Origin of the sequence: Buttiauxella sp. S19-1, from assembly GCF_022134725.1 — a bacterium.
Classification (GTDB): Bacteria; Pseudomonadota; Gammaproteobacteria; order Enterobacterales; family Enterobacteriaceae; genus Buttiauxella; species Buttiauxella ferragutiae.
Genome location: NZ_JAHWLU010000060.1, coordinates 12898 through 28640, shown reverse-complemented (window position 1 = coordinate 28640; position 15743 = coordinate 12898). Strand labels below are relative to the sequence as shown.

The 15743-nt window shown below is 52.5% G+C and carries 9 protein-coding genes; 4 read left to right on the top strand and 5 right to left on the bottom strand.

Going from position 1 to position 15743, the window contains the following annotated elements:
* Positions 1–182: 182 nt before the first annotated feature.
* Complete coding sequence (gene malQ, locus MES37_RS14205) at positions 183–2264, bottom strand: 4-alpha-glucanotransferase (protein WP_064542765.1); 2082 nt, start codon at positions 2262–2264, stop codon at positions 183–185.
* An 8-nt stretch (positions 2265–2272) separates the two neighbouring features.
* The gene (malP, locus tag MES37_RS14200; protein ID WP_237931806.1) at positions 2273–4675 is read right to left on the bottom strand and encodes a maltodextrin phosphorylase; all 2403 of its coding nucleotides are present in this window, start codon (positions 4673–4675) and stop codon (positions 2273–2275) included.
* 377 nt (positions 4676–5052) lie between these two features.
* On the opposite strand from malP, the gene malT reads away from it, so the two are divergent.
* Entirely contained in the window at positions 5053–7761 is a 2709-nt protein-coding gene (gene malT, locus MES37_RS14195; RefSeq protein WP_121814751.1) for an HTH-type transcriptional regulator MalT, read from the top strand.
* 97 nt (positions 7762–7858) lie between these two features.
* Here malT and glpD read toward each other — a convergent pair whose 3' ends face one another.
* Positions 7859–9367, bottom strand: coding sequence for a glycerol-3-phosphate dehydrogenase (gene glpD / locus MES37_RS14190; RefSeq protein ID WP_064542756.1), 1509 nt, complete (start codon positions 9365–9367; stop codon positions 7859–7861).
* A gap of 194 nt (positions 9368–9561) precedes the next feature.
* Between glpD and glpE the strand changes: the two genes are divergently transcribed.
* Genes glpE through MES37_RS14175 form a run of 3 tightly spaced genes read left to right on the top strand, consistent with a single transcriptional unit; the run spans position 9562 to position 11557 of the window.
* A complete protein-coding gene (glpE, locus tag MES37_RS14185) occupies positions 9562–9891 on the top strand; it encodes a thiosulfate sulfurtransferase GlpE (RefSeq protein WP_064542753.1) in 330 nt (109 codons plus the stop codon).
* A gap of 54 nt (positions 9892–9945) precedes the next feature.
* Positions 9946–10776, top strand: coding sequence for a rhomboid family intramembrane serine protease GlpG (gene glpG, locus MES37_RS14180; RefSeq protein ID WP_064542750.1), 831 nt, complete (start codon positions 9946–9948; stop codon positions 10774–10776).
* Between the two features lie 22 nt (positions 10777–10798).
* Entirely contained in the window at positions 10799–11557 is a 759-nt protein-coding gene (locus MES37_RS14175) for a DeoR/GlpR family transcriptional regulator (RefSeq protein WP_064542747.1), read from the top strand.
* 228 nt (positions 11558–11785) lie between these two features.
* Here MES37_RS14175 and glgP read toward each other — a convergent pair whose 3' ends face one another.
* Positions 11786–14233, bottom strand: a complete 2448-nt coding sequence (gene glgP, locus MES37_RS14170) for a glycogen phosphorylase (RefSeq protein WP_064542743.1) — start codon at positions 14231–14233, stop codon at positions 11786–11788.
* A 22-nt stretch (positions 14234–14255) separates the two neighbouring features.
* The gene (glgA, locus tag MES37_RS14165; RefSeq protein WP_064542740.1) at positions 14256–15689 is read right to left on the bottom strand and encodes a glycogen synthase GlgA; all 1434 of its coding nucleotides are present in this window, start codon (positions 15687–15689) and stop codon (positions 14256–14258) included.
* Positions 15690–15743: the final 54 nt, after the last annotated feature.

Below are 15743 nucleotides of genomic sequence, written 5' to 3'. Positions count from 1 at the left end.
GAGTCAGGGTTCTTAGGGTGGCGACGGTGGCCACCCTAAGACGTTCACCGGTTCTGTGGCGACATAAACATTCAATCGCCTGGTGAACGGAACCTTCTCCGAATTGGCAGGAACCGCCCTTCAAAGATGTGTATAAGAGAAAGCTCCAGGGGAGAGAGCTAGAGTGAGGGCGTATTACACCTTCACCTTTTCTTACGCCGCTTATCCAAATCCTTCAGCAACTTATTCACTTCTTCGTCTGCGAACATCGCCTCAAGCGAGGTCGATAACTTGCGCCGCCAGTTTTTGTACTGATAACTGGTGCCCGGAATATTCACCGGTTCGGCCACGCCAATCCAGTCTTCCGGTTGTAGCCCCAACAACGCGCTGTTGCTGTCGGCAATATAACGCTGCATCCCGCGATTAAGCGTTGCCGTCATCGCCATCAACGAGGCTTTATGCCCTGCGCGTTTAGGTAGACAACCGTACTTATGCAGCCCCTCCAGCAAACCTTGTTTGGCACGTTCGCGATCCTGATACAGCTCAGTCAACATCTCTTCATCAGGATACAGGCCAAGCGTTTTACCCAGCGTCAAATCACCGCTTTCCCAGTAACCGCGCAGTGTCGGTAAATCGTGAGTCGTAGCAACCGCCATTGACTGCTTCGGCCACGCTTTTGGCGCGCGGAACTGCTTTTCGTTGTCATGCTCGAAATAGAGCACTTTGTACGAATAAACTCCGCTGTCGCGCAGCTTGCCGACGATCTCCACCGGCACGGTTCCCAGATCTTCACCGATCACCATGCAGTTATGACGCTTACTTTCCAGCGCGAGGATCGACAGCAAATCGTCCACCGGATAATGCACGTAAGCGCCTTTATCCGCGGTTTCACCATACGGGATCCACCACAAACGCAGCATCGACATAACATGGTCGATACGCAGTGCACCGCAGCTAGTCATGTTCGAACGCAGCAGTTCGATAAACGGCTGATAGGCACGCGCCGCAATCACATGCGGGTCCATCGGTGGTAAACCCCAGTTCTGGCCGAGCGGGCCAAGAATATCTGGTGGCGCACCCACCGAGGCTTTCAGGCAATAGAGTTCACGGTCACACCAGGTTTCCGAGCCGCCTTCTGCCACACCAACCGCCAGGTCACGATACAAACCAATCGGCATCTTGAAGCCCTGGCTGGTTTGCCAGCACGCTTCAAACTGGGTGTAAGCCAGGAATTGCAGCCACAGATAGAAATTCACTTCGTCACTGTGTTCGGTGCAGAAAGCTTTAACTTCTGGGTTATGCGCGTCGCGGAAACCTTCCGGCCAGACCGGCCAGCCCCAACGCATTTCATCTTCTTTGACCTGATATGCATGCAGCGCATCGAATGCTGCCTGGTAATACAGGCTATCGCCGCCTTCCTGCACAAACTTCTGGAATGAAACAACGTGTTCGTCACGCGCACCGCGCCGTGAAAACTGCTTCCACGCCATCCGCAGCGCGGCCATTTTCAGTACGGTAACGGTTGAATAATCTACCCACTGCGCGTCACGGGCTTCACTCAGCATTTGCTGCGTGACCGGCATTTTCCACCAGTCTTGCGCTTCATCACTCAGCAAGAAATCATCCACCGCGTTCACGTCGATATAAATCACGTTCAACCAACGGCGCGATGACGGGCTATACGGGCTGGCACTTTCTGGATTCGCAGGATACAGCGCGTGAATAGGATTCAGGCCGATAAACGCCCCGCCCCGCTTCGCAACATCCACCAGCATGCGCTGCAAATCGCCGAAATCACCAATGCCCCAGTTATGCGCGGAACGTAAGGTGTAGAGTTGCACACACGCGCCCCACAGCTTTTCATCCTGCATCAGTGCGGCAGGTTCATAACAACGCTTTGGCGCAACAATCACCCGGCATTGCCAGTGATGCTCATTCTGGCTGACTGTCAGGTCGTGATAGCCTTCCGGCAGTGCAGCAGGCAGCACCAGCTTTTTGCCAGCCAGAGCATGCCCTTTATGCTGCTTGCCATCTTCGGCGGTCAGTTGCCAGGTGTAATCGCCGTTGCCTTCCAGCAGTGTTGCCAAACGCGAGCCGGAGGTAAACACCAGCACATTTGGCACTGGCGTCACCGCCACCTTTTTCAAGGTGGTGGGACGGCTCATGGCTTCCAGCAAACGCAGCTTGGTATCCGCAGGAATAGCCTGCGGTTTGCCGTGGGCGTTAATGTAGTTTGGGCTAATTCCCGCCTCAAGAGCGGCGTTATCAAGACGTTTGCTGTCCATGCGTTCCCTTAGCGTTTTGCCTGCCAGATACGTTGCTGATAATCACGGATCGAGCGGTCGGAGCTGAACATCCCGCAACGTGCCGTGTTAAGAATGGCGGCGCGTGTCCAGGCATCCTGGTCGAGATACAGTGCATCCGCGAGTTTTTGCGCTTCCGCATACGTCGTGAAATCGGCCATCACTAAATACGGGTCGCCGCCTTGTTTGCCGATGCTGTGCAGCATCTGGTCAAAGGCATGTTTATCACCATCGCTATAAACGCCCTTCTCCAGCTCTTTGAGCACCGCATCCAATACTTTGTCTTTCTTACGCCATTTCACCGGGTCGTAGCCTTTGGCTTTCAGCGCTTTCACTTCTTCCACGGTATGGCCGAAGATAAAGATGTTTTCCTCACCGACTTTCTCGGCGATTTCGACGTTTGCACCGTCCAGCGTACCGACTGTCAACGCGCCATTGAGCGCCAGTTTCATGTTGCCGGTACCAGACGCTTCTTTACCCGCAGTCGAGATTTGCTCAGAAATATCCGCCGCCGGGATCATCACTTCCGCCGCAGAAACGCAGTAATCCGGCAGGAATACCACTTTCAACCGATCGCCAACGATCGGATCGTTATTGATAGCCTGTGCCACTTTGTTAATGGCAAAGATAATGTTTTTCGCCAGGTAGTAACCCGGTGCTGCTTTCGCGCCGAACAGATACACACGCGGTACGCGGGCGGCTGTTGGGTTCTCGCGGATTTCTTTGTACTGCGCCAGAATATGCAGCAAATTCAGGTGCTGGCGTTTGTATTCGTGCAGGCGTTTGATTTGCACGTCGAACAACGCATCCTGGCTTATCACGATGCCGGTACGCGCTTTCACAAACGCCGCCAGCTTCACTTTGTTCTGGTATTTGATATCGCGGTATTCTTTGCGGAATTTCGCGTCGTCGGCGTATTTTTCCAGCCCTTCCAGCACATCGAGATTGTTAGCCCACTCTTTCTTGAGCTTTTTATCGAGCAATGCCGCCAGTGCCGGGTTGCACTGTTTAATCCAGCGGCGTGGTGTAATGCCGTTGGTGACGTTATGGAATTTGTTCGGCCACAGTTGGTGATATTCCGGGAACAGGTCTTTAACCACCAAATCAGAGTGCAACGCGGCAACACCATTCACTGCAAAGCCACTGACCACGCACATGTTCGCCATGCGAACTTGTTTGTTATGCACCACCGCCAGTTTCGCCCACACCGCTTCATCGCCCGGCCAGGTTTTATCCACCAGTTTCTTAAAGCGGGTGTTGATTTCGTTGATGATCTGCATATGGCGCGGTAGCAGCGCTTTCACCAGTTTCTCGTCCCAACATTCCAGCGCTTCAGGCATCAACGTGTGGTTGGTGTAAGCAAAGGTTTTGCTGGTGATGGCCCATGCGTCGTCCCAGCTCATCTGGTGCTCGTCGATAAGCACACGCAGCAGTTCTGGAATGGCGATAGTCGGGTGGGTATCGTTAAGCTGAATCACTTCATAATCAGCCAGTTCTGCAAGCTTGCGGCCAGCCAAATGGTGGCGGCGTAAAATATCGCCCACCGAACATGCGCACTGGAAATACTGCTGCATCAGGCGCAATTTCTTGCCGTTCAGGTGGTTGTCGTTCGGGTACAGCACTTTGGTCAGTTTTTCAGCGTCGATACCCTGTTGTTCTGCTTTCAGGAAATCGCCGTCGTTGAATTTAGTTAAATCAAATGGATGGGCGTGTTTCGCCTGCCACAAACGCAGCGGTTGCGCTACGCCATTACGGTAGCCAACCACCGGCAAATCCCAGGCTTCACCGTGGAAGATAAACGCCGGTTCCCAGCGCACGGTTTTGCCGTCTTTAACCACTTTACCGCCAACACCCACTTGCACGTCGAGTGCGGAGTTGTGCTGGAACCAGGGATAGCTGCCGCGATGCCAGTCGTCCGGCGCTTCCATCTGCTGCCCATCTTTGAAGGATTGACGGAACAGACCGTACTGGTAATTCAGGCCGTAACCAATCGCCGACTGGCCGACGGTGGCCATGGAATCCAGGAAACACGCTGCCAGGCGCCCTAAGCCACCGTTACCTAATGCCGGATCGGTTTCTGCTTCCAGCAAATCGCTCAGGTTGATATCAAACGCTTTCAGTTCATCCGCTACTTCCTGATACCAGCCCAGGTTCAGCAGGTTGTTACCTGTCAGGCGACCAATCAAAAACTCCATCGAGATGTAGTTAACGTGGCGCTGATTTTTTTCAGGTTTCGCTACCGGCTGCGCGGCCAGTAATTCTGCCAGCGCACCGCTGACAGCATGCCACCATTGTTGCGGGGTCATTTCGGCGGCTGAATGCAGCCCATATCGCTGCCACTGACGTGTCAGTGCAGCCTGAAATTGTGCTTTATTGAAGGTCGTCTGTGACATAGGGGCTCGGGTCCTGTGATGTTCTAATTTCATTACCCGCTAGTGTGACGGGTGGCCTGGGCTAATTCCTCCTCCTGAGGGGCATTACGGAGGGAGGAGTTGCGGGGAGTAGCTAAAAATGTGACCGCTGCCACTAAAAGTGAGCCGCTGTTAGCTGAAACGCCCACCAGCTCTGGGTTTTCACTTCAGACACCGACATTTCACAATTGAATTCATCTAATCAATAGATTTGTGACCAGGAGCAACTTACAACGCCTCAAACCCTCAACAATCTTGCAATAACCCGCAAACTGGTCGACTTTGTAGTAAGTATTAATTACGAAGCGTAAAAAAAATCACATTCGTACATATTTCTTACACAGTGAAGTGGTAGACCCATGCTGATCCCCTCCAAATTAAGTCGTCCAGTACGTCTGGAAAATACAGTGGTCCGCGACCGGCTATTGATGAAATTATCAACAGCCAATAATTATCGTGTGGCACTGATAACCAGCCCGGCGGGTTATGGGAAAACGACCCTTGTTTCTCAATGGGCAGCAGGGAAGAAAGAGCTGGGTTGGTACTCTCTGGATGAGAGTGATAACCAGCAAGAACGTTTTGCCAGCTATTTGATAGCGGCCATTCAGCAAGCAACGTCCGGTCATTGTGTGACCAGCGAAGTGATGGTGCAAAAACGCCAGTACTCGAGCTTAACGGCTCTGTTCGCACAACTATTCATTGAAATGGTGGAGTGGCATCGCCCGCTGTTCCTGGTGATTGATGATTACCATCTGATTACCAACCCGGTTATTCACGAAGCGATGCGCTTTTTCATCCGCCACCAGCCAGAAAACCTGACGCTGCTGGTACTGTCGCGTAATTTGCCACAGCTCGGCATCGCCAATTTGCGTGTGCGCGATCAACTGCTGGAAATCGGCAGCCAACAACTCGCTTTTACCCATAATGAAGCGAAACAGTTTTTCGACCATCGGCTCAATTCACCACTCGAACATACCGAGAGCAATAGCCTGTGTGATGACGTCGCCGGTTGGGCGACCGCGCTGCAACTTATTGCGCTTTCCGCACGGCAAAGCAGTAACTCCTCAGCACAGCATTCTGCACGTCGGCTTTCGGGGATTAACGCCAGCCATTTGTCTGATTATCTGGCCGATGAAGTGCTGGATAATGTCGATCCCCAAACCCGTAACTTCCTGCTGCGCAGCTCGATTCTGCGTTCGATGAATGACGCGTTGATTGTGCGTGTCACGGGTGAAGAAAACGGCCAGATGCGCCTCGAAGAAACCGAACGTCAGGGGTTATTCATTCAACGCATGGATGACAGCGGCGAGTGGTTCCGTTTCCATCCGCTGTTTGGCAATTTCTTGCGCCAGCGTTGCCAGTGGGAACTGGCGACTGAGCTCCCGGAAATCCATCGTGCCGCAGCAGAAAGCTGGATGGCGCAGGGTTTCCCAAGCGAAGCCATTCACCATGCTCTGGCCGCAGGCGACGCCAGCCTGCTGCGCGATATTTTGCTCACTCACGCCTGGGCGCTGTTTAACCACAGCGAACTAGCGTTGCTGGAAGAATCTTTAAAAGCGTTACCGTGGGAAAGCCTGCTGGAAAATCCAAAACTTGTTTTGCTGCAAGCGTGGCTGATGCAAAGCCAGCATCGCTATAGCGAAGTGAACATGTTGTTGGCGCGTGCCGAGCAGGAAATGAATGTCGTAATGGATGAAACCATGCACGGTGAATTCAATGCGTTACGTGCCCAGGTGGCGATTAACGACGGCAATCCGGAAGAAGCCGAACGGCTGGCAATGATCGCCCTGGACACACTACCGCTGGCCAGTTTCTACAGCCGTATTGTCGCGACGTCGGTCCACGGCGAAGTGTTGCATTGCAAAGGTGAGCTGACTAAATCGCTTTCTGTGATGCAGCAAACCGAACAAATGGCACGTCGCCACGATATGTGGCATTACGCGTTATGGGGTTTATGCCAGCAAAGCGAGATTCTACTGGCGCAAGGTTTCCTGCAGTCAGCCTGGGAAGCACAAGAGAAAGCCTTCACATTGATTGAAGAGCAGCACCTTGAGCAACTCCCGCTCCACGAATTTCTGCTACGCATTCGCGCACAATTGCTGTGGGCGTGGTCGCGGCTCGACGAAGCCGAAGCATCAACACGCATGGGCCTGGAAGTACTTTCCGGTTACCAGCCGCAGCAGCAATTACAATGCATGGCGTTGTTAGTGCAATGCTCGCTGGCGCGAGGGGATCTGGATAACGCCCGTAATCACCTGAACCGCCTGGAAAACTTATTGGGCAATGGCTCATTCCACAGCGATTGGGTATCCAACGCTGACAAAGTGCGGGTGATTTACTGGCAAATGACCGGTGATAAACAATCTGCCGCCAACTGGTTACGCCTGACGCCGAAACCCGAGTTTGCCAATAACCATTTCCTGCAAAGCCAGTGGCGCAATATTGCACGAGCGCAGATTTTACTGAGTGATTTCGAGCCCGCCGAAATGGTGCTGGAAGAGTTAAACGAAAATGCTCGCGGCCTGCGTTTGATGAGCGATCTTAACCGTAACCTGCTGCTGTTAAACCAGCTTTACTGGCAGGCCGGGCGTAAAAGTGATGCTCAGCGCGTGTTACTGGAAGCGCTAGCGTTGGCTAACCGCACCGGTTTTATCAGCCACTTTGTGATTGAGGGCGAAGCGATGGCGCAACAATTACGCCAGTTGATTCAACTCAATACGCTACCTGAACTTGATCAACATCGTGCGCAGCGCATTTTGCGTGAGATTAACCAGCATCATCGCCATAAGTTCGCCCATTTCGATGAAAACTTTGTTAGCCGTTTATTGACGCACCCTGAAGTGCCGGAGCTTATTCGCACCAGTCCACTGACACAACGCGAATGGCAAGTATTGGGGCTGATTTATTCAGGCTACAGCAATGAGCAAATCGCCGGTGAGCTGGATGTAGCAGCCACGACGATTAAAACGCACATTCGAAATTTGTATCAGAAGCTCGGTGTCGCACATCGCCAGGATGCGGTGTTACATGCGCAGAAATTACTGAAGATGATGGGGTATGGGGTTTAGCTTCTGAAATAAAACTGGCGGATGACGCCTACGCTTATCCGCCCTACGGGAAAGGTGTTGTAGGGTGGATAAGCGCAAGCGTCATCCACCATTAACATCACGATGCCAAAGACAACTTCGCCCTACCGCCCCGCTTTACCAGCCACTGCGCCACCCGCGCCTGCTGTTCTTCGCTCAACCACATCCCTAATTTGGTACGACGCCAAATAGCATCATCAACGCCACGCACCCACTCATGCTCCACCAGGTAACGTAATTCCGCTTCATAAAACTCATGACCGAAATCTTCACCCAACTCAGTGACGCTGGTTGCGCGGCCCAGAATCAAGTCGCTGTTACTGCCATAAGTACGTGAGAAACGACGCGCCAGGTTTTCTGTCAGGAACGGGTAACGGCGGCGCAGTTGAGCGGCGTAATCATCACGGTCACCGTTAATATCGCCACCCGGCAAGGTACTGCCTTTAGTCCATGCTGGCCCCATTTTTGGGTAGTAACCTTTCAGTTTATCCAGTGCGTGTTCTGCGAGCTTACGGTAAGTGGTGAGTTTGCCGCCAAACACTGACAACAGTGGCGCTTTGCCCTGCTCATCATGAATATCGAGGGTGTAATCACGGGTGATAGCTTGCGGTGAATCTGACTCATCATCACACAGCGGACGCACGCCGGAGTAAGTCCAGACGATGTCGTCGCGGCTTAGCGTCTTTTTAAAGTGCGCGTTGTAGGCATCCAACAAGTAGTTAATTTCATTGTCATCAATGTGGACGTCTTTCGGGTCACCCTTATATTCCACATCAGTGGTGCCAATAATGGAGAACTCATCCATCCACGGAATGACAAACACGATGCGCTTATCTTCGTTTTGCAGAATGTAAGCCTGCTTCTGGTTATGCACACGTGGCACCACAATATGGCTGCCTTTGATCAGGCGGATGCCGTATGGCGAAGGCAGTTGCAGGCCGTCGTCAAAGAAGTTTTTCACCCATGGGCCAGTGGCGTTCACCAGACCGCGAGCACGCCAGGTGAACGTTTCACCGGTATCAATATCTTGTGCTTCAACAACCCAGTGGCCGTTTTCACGGCGAGCGCGGGTTGCGCGGGTACGGGTTTTCACCTCACCGCCTTCACGCGTCACCATCTGCGCGTTGGCTAAAACCAGGCGCGCATCATCAACCCAACAGTCGGAATATTCGAAACCGCGCACAATATTCGATTTTAGAACTGAATCTGCACCAAAACGCAAACCGGTGGACGCAGGCAAACTAGTACGTTTACCGAGATGGTCGTACATAAACAGACCAATACGAATCATCCATGCCGGGCGCAGATGCGGGCGGTGTGGTAGACGAAAACGCATCGGGAAAGCGATATGAGGAGCCATGTTCAGCAGCACTTCGCGCTCGGCTAAAGCTTCACTCACCAAACGAAACTCGTAATGCTCAAGGTAACGCAAGCCACCGTGAATCAATTTCGAGCTGTTTGAAGAGGTGGCACTCGCCAAGTCTTGCGCTTCAAGCATCAACACGGATAAACCACGGCCTGCGGCGTCAGCGGCGATACCTGCCCCGTTAATTCCTCCGCCAATCACAATCAGATCTTTAGTTTCCATGTCACCCTCACGCACTTTCGTTAAAGTTCAAATATGTTCGTTATCGCTCATACTAGCAAGTCCGTGCGCGCTTTGTAACGAAAAAAAAACATTACTGCGTGATATGGATAACATAATGGCGTTAATATCAGCGGCCAGAGGGCAGATTCCCTTAATATGGCGCAAGCCGATTCAATATTATGACGAGCATAACCATGGAAACTTTTGAGTGTATTGGTGTGGAAGAAGCGCACCAGAAGTTGCAGCAAAAACACGCTGTGTTAGTTGATATCCGCGATCCACAAAGCTTTGCGATGGGCCATACGCCGGGCGCGTTTCATCTGACTAACGATCGTCTGGTGGCTTTTATGCAACAAACCGATTTTGAAACGCCGGTGCTGGTGATGTGCTATCACGGCAATAGCAGCAAAGGGGCAGCGCAATATCTGCTGCAGCAAGGTTACGACCAGGTGTATAGCGTCGACGGGGGTTTTGACGCCTGGCATCGCCATTTCCCGGCTGAAGTCGCGCACGGCGCGTCTTAAATTGCTGCGTTAGAGGTATACTGCTTCCTTTTGTATGGATTTGGCTGAAACCTTATGATCATGATTACCTCGTTTGCCAACCCGCGAGTCGCGCAGGCATTTGTCGACTATATGGCGACGCAGGGGATTATCCTCACTATTCAACAACACGAACAAACGGATATCTGGCTGGCAAACGACAGCCAGGAATCCCATGTTCGTGCTGAGCTTGAACAATTCCTCGCAAACCCGGGTGATTCGCGTTACCTCGCAGCAAGCTGGAATACCGGTCATACCGGTAGCGGTTTGCAGTACCAGCGCTATCCTTTCCTCGCGACTATTACGCAAAAAGCTGGCCCGTTCACCATGGTTATCATGGCCGCCTGTGTGCTGGTTTACCTAATGATGCAGGTGATGGGCGACCGAGCGGTGATGGTGTGGCTGGCGTGGCCGTATAAAGAGAGTTTGGACTATGAACTGTGGCGCTATTTCAGCCATGCGTTGATGCACTTCTCTATCATGCATATTGCGTTTAACTTGTTGTGGTGGTGGTATCTCGGTGGCCCGCTCGAAAAGCGTCTCGGTAGCGGCAAACTCATTACCCTGACGCTGGTTTCTGCGCTGTTGAGCGGCTTTGTACAGGCGAAATTTGGCGGCCCACTGTTTGGTGGTTTGTCGGGTGTGGTTTATGCGCTAATGGGCTATGTCTGGCTGCGCGGCGAACGCGACCCGGACAGCGGCATCTATATGCAGCGCGGCCTGTTAGCCTTTGCTGTTCTGTGGATTGTAATAGGATTTTTCGATGTTTTAGGAATGTCGATCGCCAACGCCGCGCATATTACCGGCCTGGTTGTCGGGCTTGCGATGGCGCTGGTTGATACCCTACACGCGCGAAAACGAACATAGCATTTCAGGAGAATAAAACAGCGTGAAGCAAACACAACGTCATGATGCCATTGTCGAACTGGTTAAAAAACAGGGCTATGTCAGCACTGAAGAGTTAGTCGAAGAGTTTGCGGTTAGCCCACAAACCATTCGTCGCGATCTGAACGATCTGGCCGACCAGAACCTGATCATGCGCCATCACGGTGGCGCCGCGTTACCGTCGAGTTCCGTGAATACACCGTGGCATGATCGTAAGGCGACGCAGACAGCGGAAAAAGAGCGTATCGCCCAGAAAGTTGCCAGCCAGATCCCCAACGGTGCCACGCTGTTTATTGATATCGGCACCACACCGGAAGCGGTGGCACATGCGCTACTCAACCACAGCAATTTACGGATCGTCACCAATAACCTGAACGTGGCGAACACGCTTAAGGTGAAAGAGGATTTCCGTATTATTCTGGCGGGCGGTGAATTACGCAGCCGAGACGGCGGGATTATCGGCGAAGCAACGCTCGATTTTATCTCTCAGTTCAGGCTGGATTTCGGCATTCTGGGGATTAGCGGCATCGATGGCGACGGCTCATTACTGGAGTTTGATTACCACGAAGTACGCACCAAACGCGCGATTATTGAAAACTCACGCTGCGTGATGCTGGTTGTCGACCATTCTAAATTTGGCCGCAATGCGATGGTGAATCTCGGCAGTATTAGCCTTGTTGATCAGGTTTATACCGATGTAATGCCACCGTCAGGCGTGATGCAGGTAATTGCTGAGAACAATGTGCAACTGGAGTTATGTTGATATTTGCGTGAGAACAACCCTCACCCCGTCCCTCTCCCTGAGGGAGAGGGGGAATACCGGGCTACTCTCCTCGCCCCTTTGGGGAGAGGGGGAGTACCGGGCTAGTCCCCTCGCCCCTTTGGGGAGAGGGGGAATACCGAGCTAGTCCCCTCGCCCCTTTGGGGAGAGGAGGAATACCGGGCTAGTCCCCTCGCCCCTTTGGGGAGAGGGTTAGGGTGAGGGGAATAATTACAATCTCACCGGCTTAATATGCCAAATCTCATCGGCGTATTCCTGAATCGTCCTGTCAGACGAGAAATACCCCATGTTGGCAATATTATGGATGACACGGAACGTCCACTCTACTTGCTGGCGATACACTTCATCTACCCTATCCTGGCAATCTACATAACTGCGGTAATCTGCCAATACCTGATAGTGGTCACCAAAGTTAATCAGTGAATCCAGCAGGTCACGGTAACGTGTAGGTTCGTCAGGGCTGAATGTCCCGGTACCAATTTGCGTCAGCACCTGATGCAGTTCTTCATCCTTTTCATAATACTCGCGTGGCTTATAGCCTTCGCGCCGTAGCGTTTCGACCTCTTCGGCCGTATTACCAAAGATAAAGATGTTATCCGCACCCACGTGCTCCAGCATTTCGACGTTTGCGCCATCCAGCGTGCCAATCGTCAGCGCGCCGTTCAGACCAAACTTCATATTACTGGTGCCGGAAGCTTCCGTTCCCGCCAGAGAAATCTGCTCCGAGAGATCCGCCGCTGGGATAATGATCTGCGCAAGACTGACGCTGTAGTTCGGGATAAACACCACTTTCAGGCGATCCTTTACCACCGGATCGTTGTTGATCACCGCCGCCACATCGTTGATGAGATGAATGATGTGTTTTGCCATGTAGTACGCCGACGCCGCTTTACCGGCGAAGATATTCACACGCGGTACCCAATCGGCTGTTGGGTCTGCCTTAATGCGGTTGTAGCGCGTAATCACATGCAGCACATTCATCAACTGGCGTTTGTACTCATGAATACGTTTGATTTGCACATCAAACAACGCATTTGGGTTCACCACCACATTGAGATGCTGGCCGATGTAACTTGCCAGCCGTTTCTTGTTAGCCAGCTTCGCCTTACGCACATCCTGATGCACAGTTGGGTAATCAATATGCTGCTTCATCTCGTTCAGCTGGCTCAGATCAGTACGCCAGGTGCGGCCAATATTTTTATCTAACACCTCTGAAAGTGGTGGGTTCGCCAAAGCCAGCCAGCGACGAGGTGTCACACCGTTGGTTTTATTGCAGAAACGCATCGGGAAGATAGCGGCGAAATCGGCAAACAGCGACTGCACCATTAAGTTGGAGTGCAGCTCCGAAACACCGTTGACTTTGTGGCTGACGACAACCGCAAGCCACGCCATACGGACTTTACGGCCGTTCGACTCATCAATAATCGAAGTACGCCCCAGCAGCTCGGTATCGTTCGGATGTTGCTCCTGCAAGGTTTTCAGGAAGTAGTCGTTAATCTCGAAAATTATCTGTAAGTGGCGCGGCAAAATTTTGCCTAACATGTCCACCGGCCAGGTTTCCAGTGCTTCACTCATCAGCGTGTGGTTGGTGTATGAGAATGCCTGGCAGCAAACCTCAAACGCATCTTCCCAACTGAATTTATGCTCATCAATTAACAAGCGCATCAGCTCAGGAATCGCCAATACCGGGTGCGTGTCATTGAGGTGGATGGCGATTTTATCCGCCAGATTGTCATAAGTTTTATGTAGCTGGTAATGGCGGCTGAGAATGTCCTGCACGGTAGAGGACACCAGGAAATATTCCTGACGCAAACGCAGCTCACGGCCTGAATAGGTCGAGTCATCTGGATAAAGGACTCGCGAAACGTTTTCTGAATGGTTCTTGTCTTCCACCGCCGCGAAATAATCGCCCTGGTTAAACTTACCGAGGTTAATTTCGCTACTCGCCTGCGCATTCCACAGGCGCAGCGTATTGGTGGCATCAGTATCGTAGCCGGGGATTATCTGGTCATAGGCTACCGCCAGAATCTCTTCGGTTTCTACCCAGCGGAATTTTTTAGCTTCCATTTGCACGCGCCCGCCAAAGCGAACTTTGTAGCGTGTGTTGTGGCGCTTGAATTCCCACGGGTTACCGTATTCGAGCCAGTAGTCCGGTGATTCTTTCTGGCGACCATCAACAATGTTTTGTTTAAACATGCCGTAATCGTAGCGAATGCCATAACCACGGCCAGGCAAACCGAGTGTCGCTAATGAATCGAGAAAACAGGCGGCAAGACGACCGAGCCCGCCATTACCGAGGCCGGGGTCGTTCTCCTCGTCTATCAACTCTTCAAGATCCAGCCCCATCTCTTCCAGCGCATTTTTGACATCTTCATAAATGCCTAACGAAAGCAGCGCGTTAGAGAGGGTGCGGCCAATCAAAAATTCCATCGACAGGTAATAAACCTGGCGAACTTCCTGGGAAAGCTGAGCGCGGTTGGAACGCAGCCAGCGTTCGACCAACCGGTCACGAACCGCAAATAGCGTGGCGTTCAGCCACTCATGCTTATTGGCGATAACCGGGTCTTTCCCAACGGTAAACATCAGTTTGTAGGCGATTGAGTGCTTTAAAGCCTCAATGCTCAGCGTCGGTGACGAATAGGAAAATGGTGCGTTCATATCAGTGATTCCTGGTGGATGGCTACAGCAAACGTTGGTACAGATCGCGGTAGGAATGCGCCGCCACCTGCCAGCTAAAATCCATGCCCATCGCCTGACGTTGGACAAATCTCCACAACGACGGGCGGGACCACAACACGAAGGCACGCCTGATTGCTCTTAACAACGACCAGGCATTACTGTCCTCAAACACGAATCCACTGGCGATTCCGTCAGCCAGGTTTTCCAGTGAGCTATCAGAAACCGTATCGGCAAGCCCACCAGTGCGCCGCACCAGCGGCAAAGTGCCATACTTCAGACCATACAATTGTGTTAAACCACAAGGTTCAAAACGGCTTGGCACCAGTATCACGTCAGCTCCGCCCATAATCCGGTGCGAGAAAGCTTCGTGATAACCGATCTGAACGCCCACTTGCCCCGGATGCTCTGCGGCAGCCGCCAGGAAACCTTCCTGCATCACGGTGTCACCGGCTCCCAGCAATGCCAGTTGCCCGCCTTGCTCAAGTAAACCCGGCAACGCCTCCAGCACCAAATCCAACCCTTTCTGGCTGGTTAAACGGCTCACCACCGCAAACAGCGGCGCTTTCTCGTTCACTTTCAGCCCCATCGCCACCTGCAACTGGCGTTTGTTTTCCGCCTTTTCTTCCAGCGTATCGCGGGTATAGCGTGAAGCCAGAAGTAAGTCATGGGCCGGGTCCCAAATTTTTTCGTCCACGCCATTGAGGATGCCGGACAACCGCCCCTCACGGTGACGCTGACGCAACAGCCCTTCCATACCGTAAGCAAATTGCGGCTCGGTTATTTCGCGAGCATAGGTCGGGCTGACCGCCGTAATATGATCAGCATAATAAAGGCCCGCTTTCAAGTACGAAATTTGACCATTAAACTCCAGGCCGTTCATGTCGTAGAACGACCATGGCAGGTCAATTTCATTCATATGATGAGCGAAAAACAGCCCCTGATAAGCCAGGTTGTGCACGGTAAAGACTGACTTTGCCGGACGCCCTCGCGCTTCCAGATACGCTGGCACCAGGCCCGCATGCCAGTCATGCGCATGCACAATATCCGGATGCCAGAAGGGATCCAGGCCACAGGCCATTTCCGCCCCCACCCAACCCAACAGCGCAAAACGATGCACGTTGTCGGTGTACGCGAACTGGTTAGTATCGTGATACGGGCTACCCGGTCGGTCGTATAAATGTGGAGCGTCAATGAGGTAAATCCCCACGCCGTTGAAGTGGCCATATAACAAAGTCATATGACCCGCGAAGGTGTCGCGATGGGCGACCACTTGCGCGTCAACGATGCCACGACGAATGTCAGGGAAAGCAGGCAGCAAGACTCGCGTCTCAACGCCGCCTGCGATTTGTGCCGCAGGTAGCGCACCAATCACATCCGCCAGGCCACCCGTTTTCAGCAGTGGAAAAATTTCAGAACATACATGTAAGACCTGCATTATCGCTCCCGTATGGAAAGTCGTGGCGCGCTCTTAATGTCACAGCAGGCGCGC

Excerpts from the sequence above, each read along its gene's own strand:
- glpG (WP_064542750.1), top strand. The coding sequence starts at position 9,946 with ATGATCATGATTACCTCGTTTGCCAACCCGCGAGTCGCGCAGGCATTT.
- malQ (WP_064542765.1), bottom strand. The coding sequence starts at position 2,264 with ATGGACAGCAAACGTCTTGATAACGCCGCTCTTGAGGCGGGAATTAGC.
- glgP (WP_064542743.1), bottom strand. The coding sequence starts at position 14,233 with ATGAACGCACCATTTTCCTATTCGTCACCGACGCTGAGCATTGAGGCT.
- glpD (WP_064542756.1), bottom strand. The coding sequence starts at position 9,367 with ATGGAAACTAAAGATCTGATTGTGATTGGCGGAGGAATTAACGGGGCA.
- glgA (WP_064542740.1), bottom strand. The coding sequence starts at position 15,689 with ATGCAGGTCTTACATGTATGTTCTGAAATTTTTCCACTGCTGAAAACG.
- glpE (WP_064542753.1), top strand. The coding sequence starts at position 9,562 with ATGGAAACTTTTGAGTGTATTGGTGTGGAAGAAGCGCACCAGAAGTTG.
- malP (WP_237931806.1), bottom strand. The coding sequence starts at position 4,675 with ATGTCACAGACGACCTTCAATAAAGCACAATTTCAGGCTGCACTGACA.
- malT (WP_121814751.1), top strand. The coding sequence starts at position 5,053 with ATGCTGATCCCCTCCAAATTAAGTCGTCCAGTACGTCTGGAAAATACA.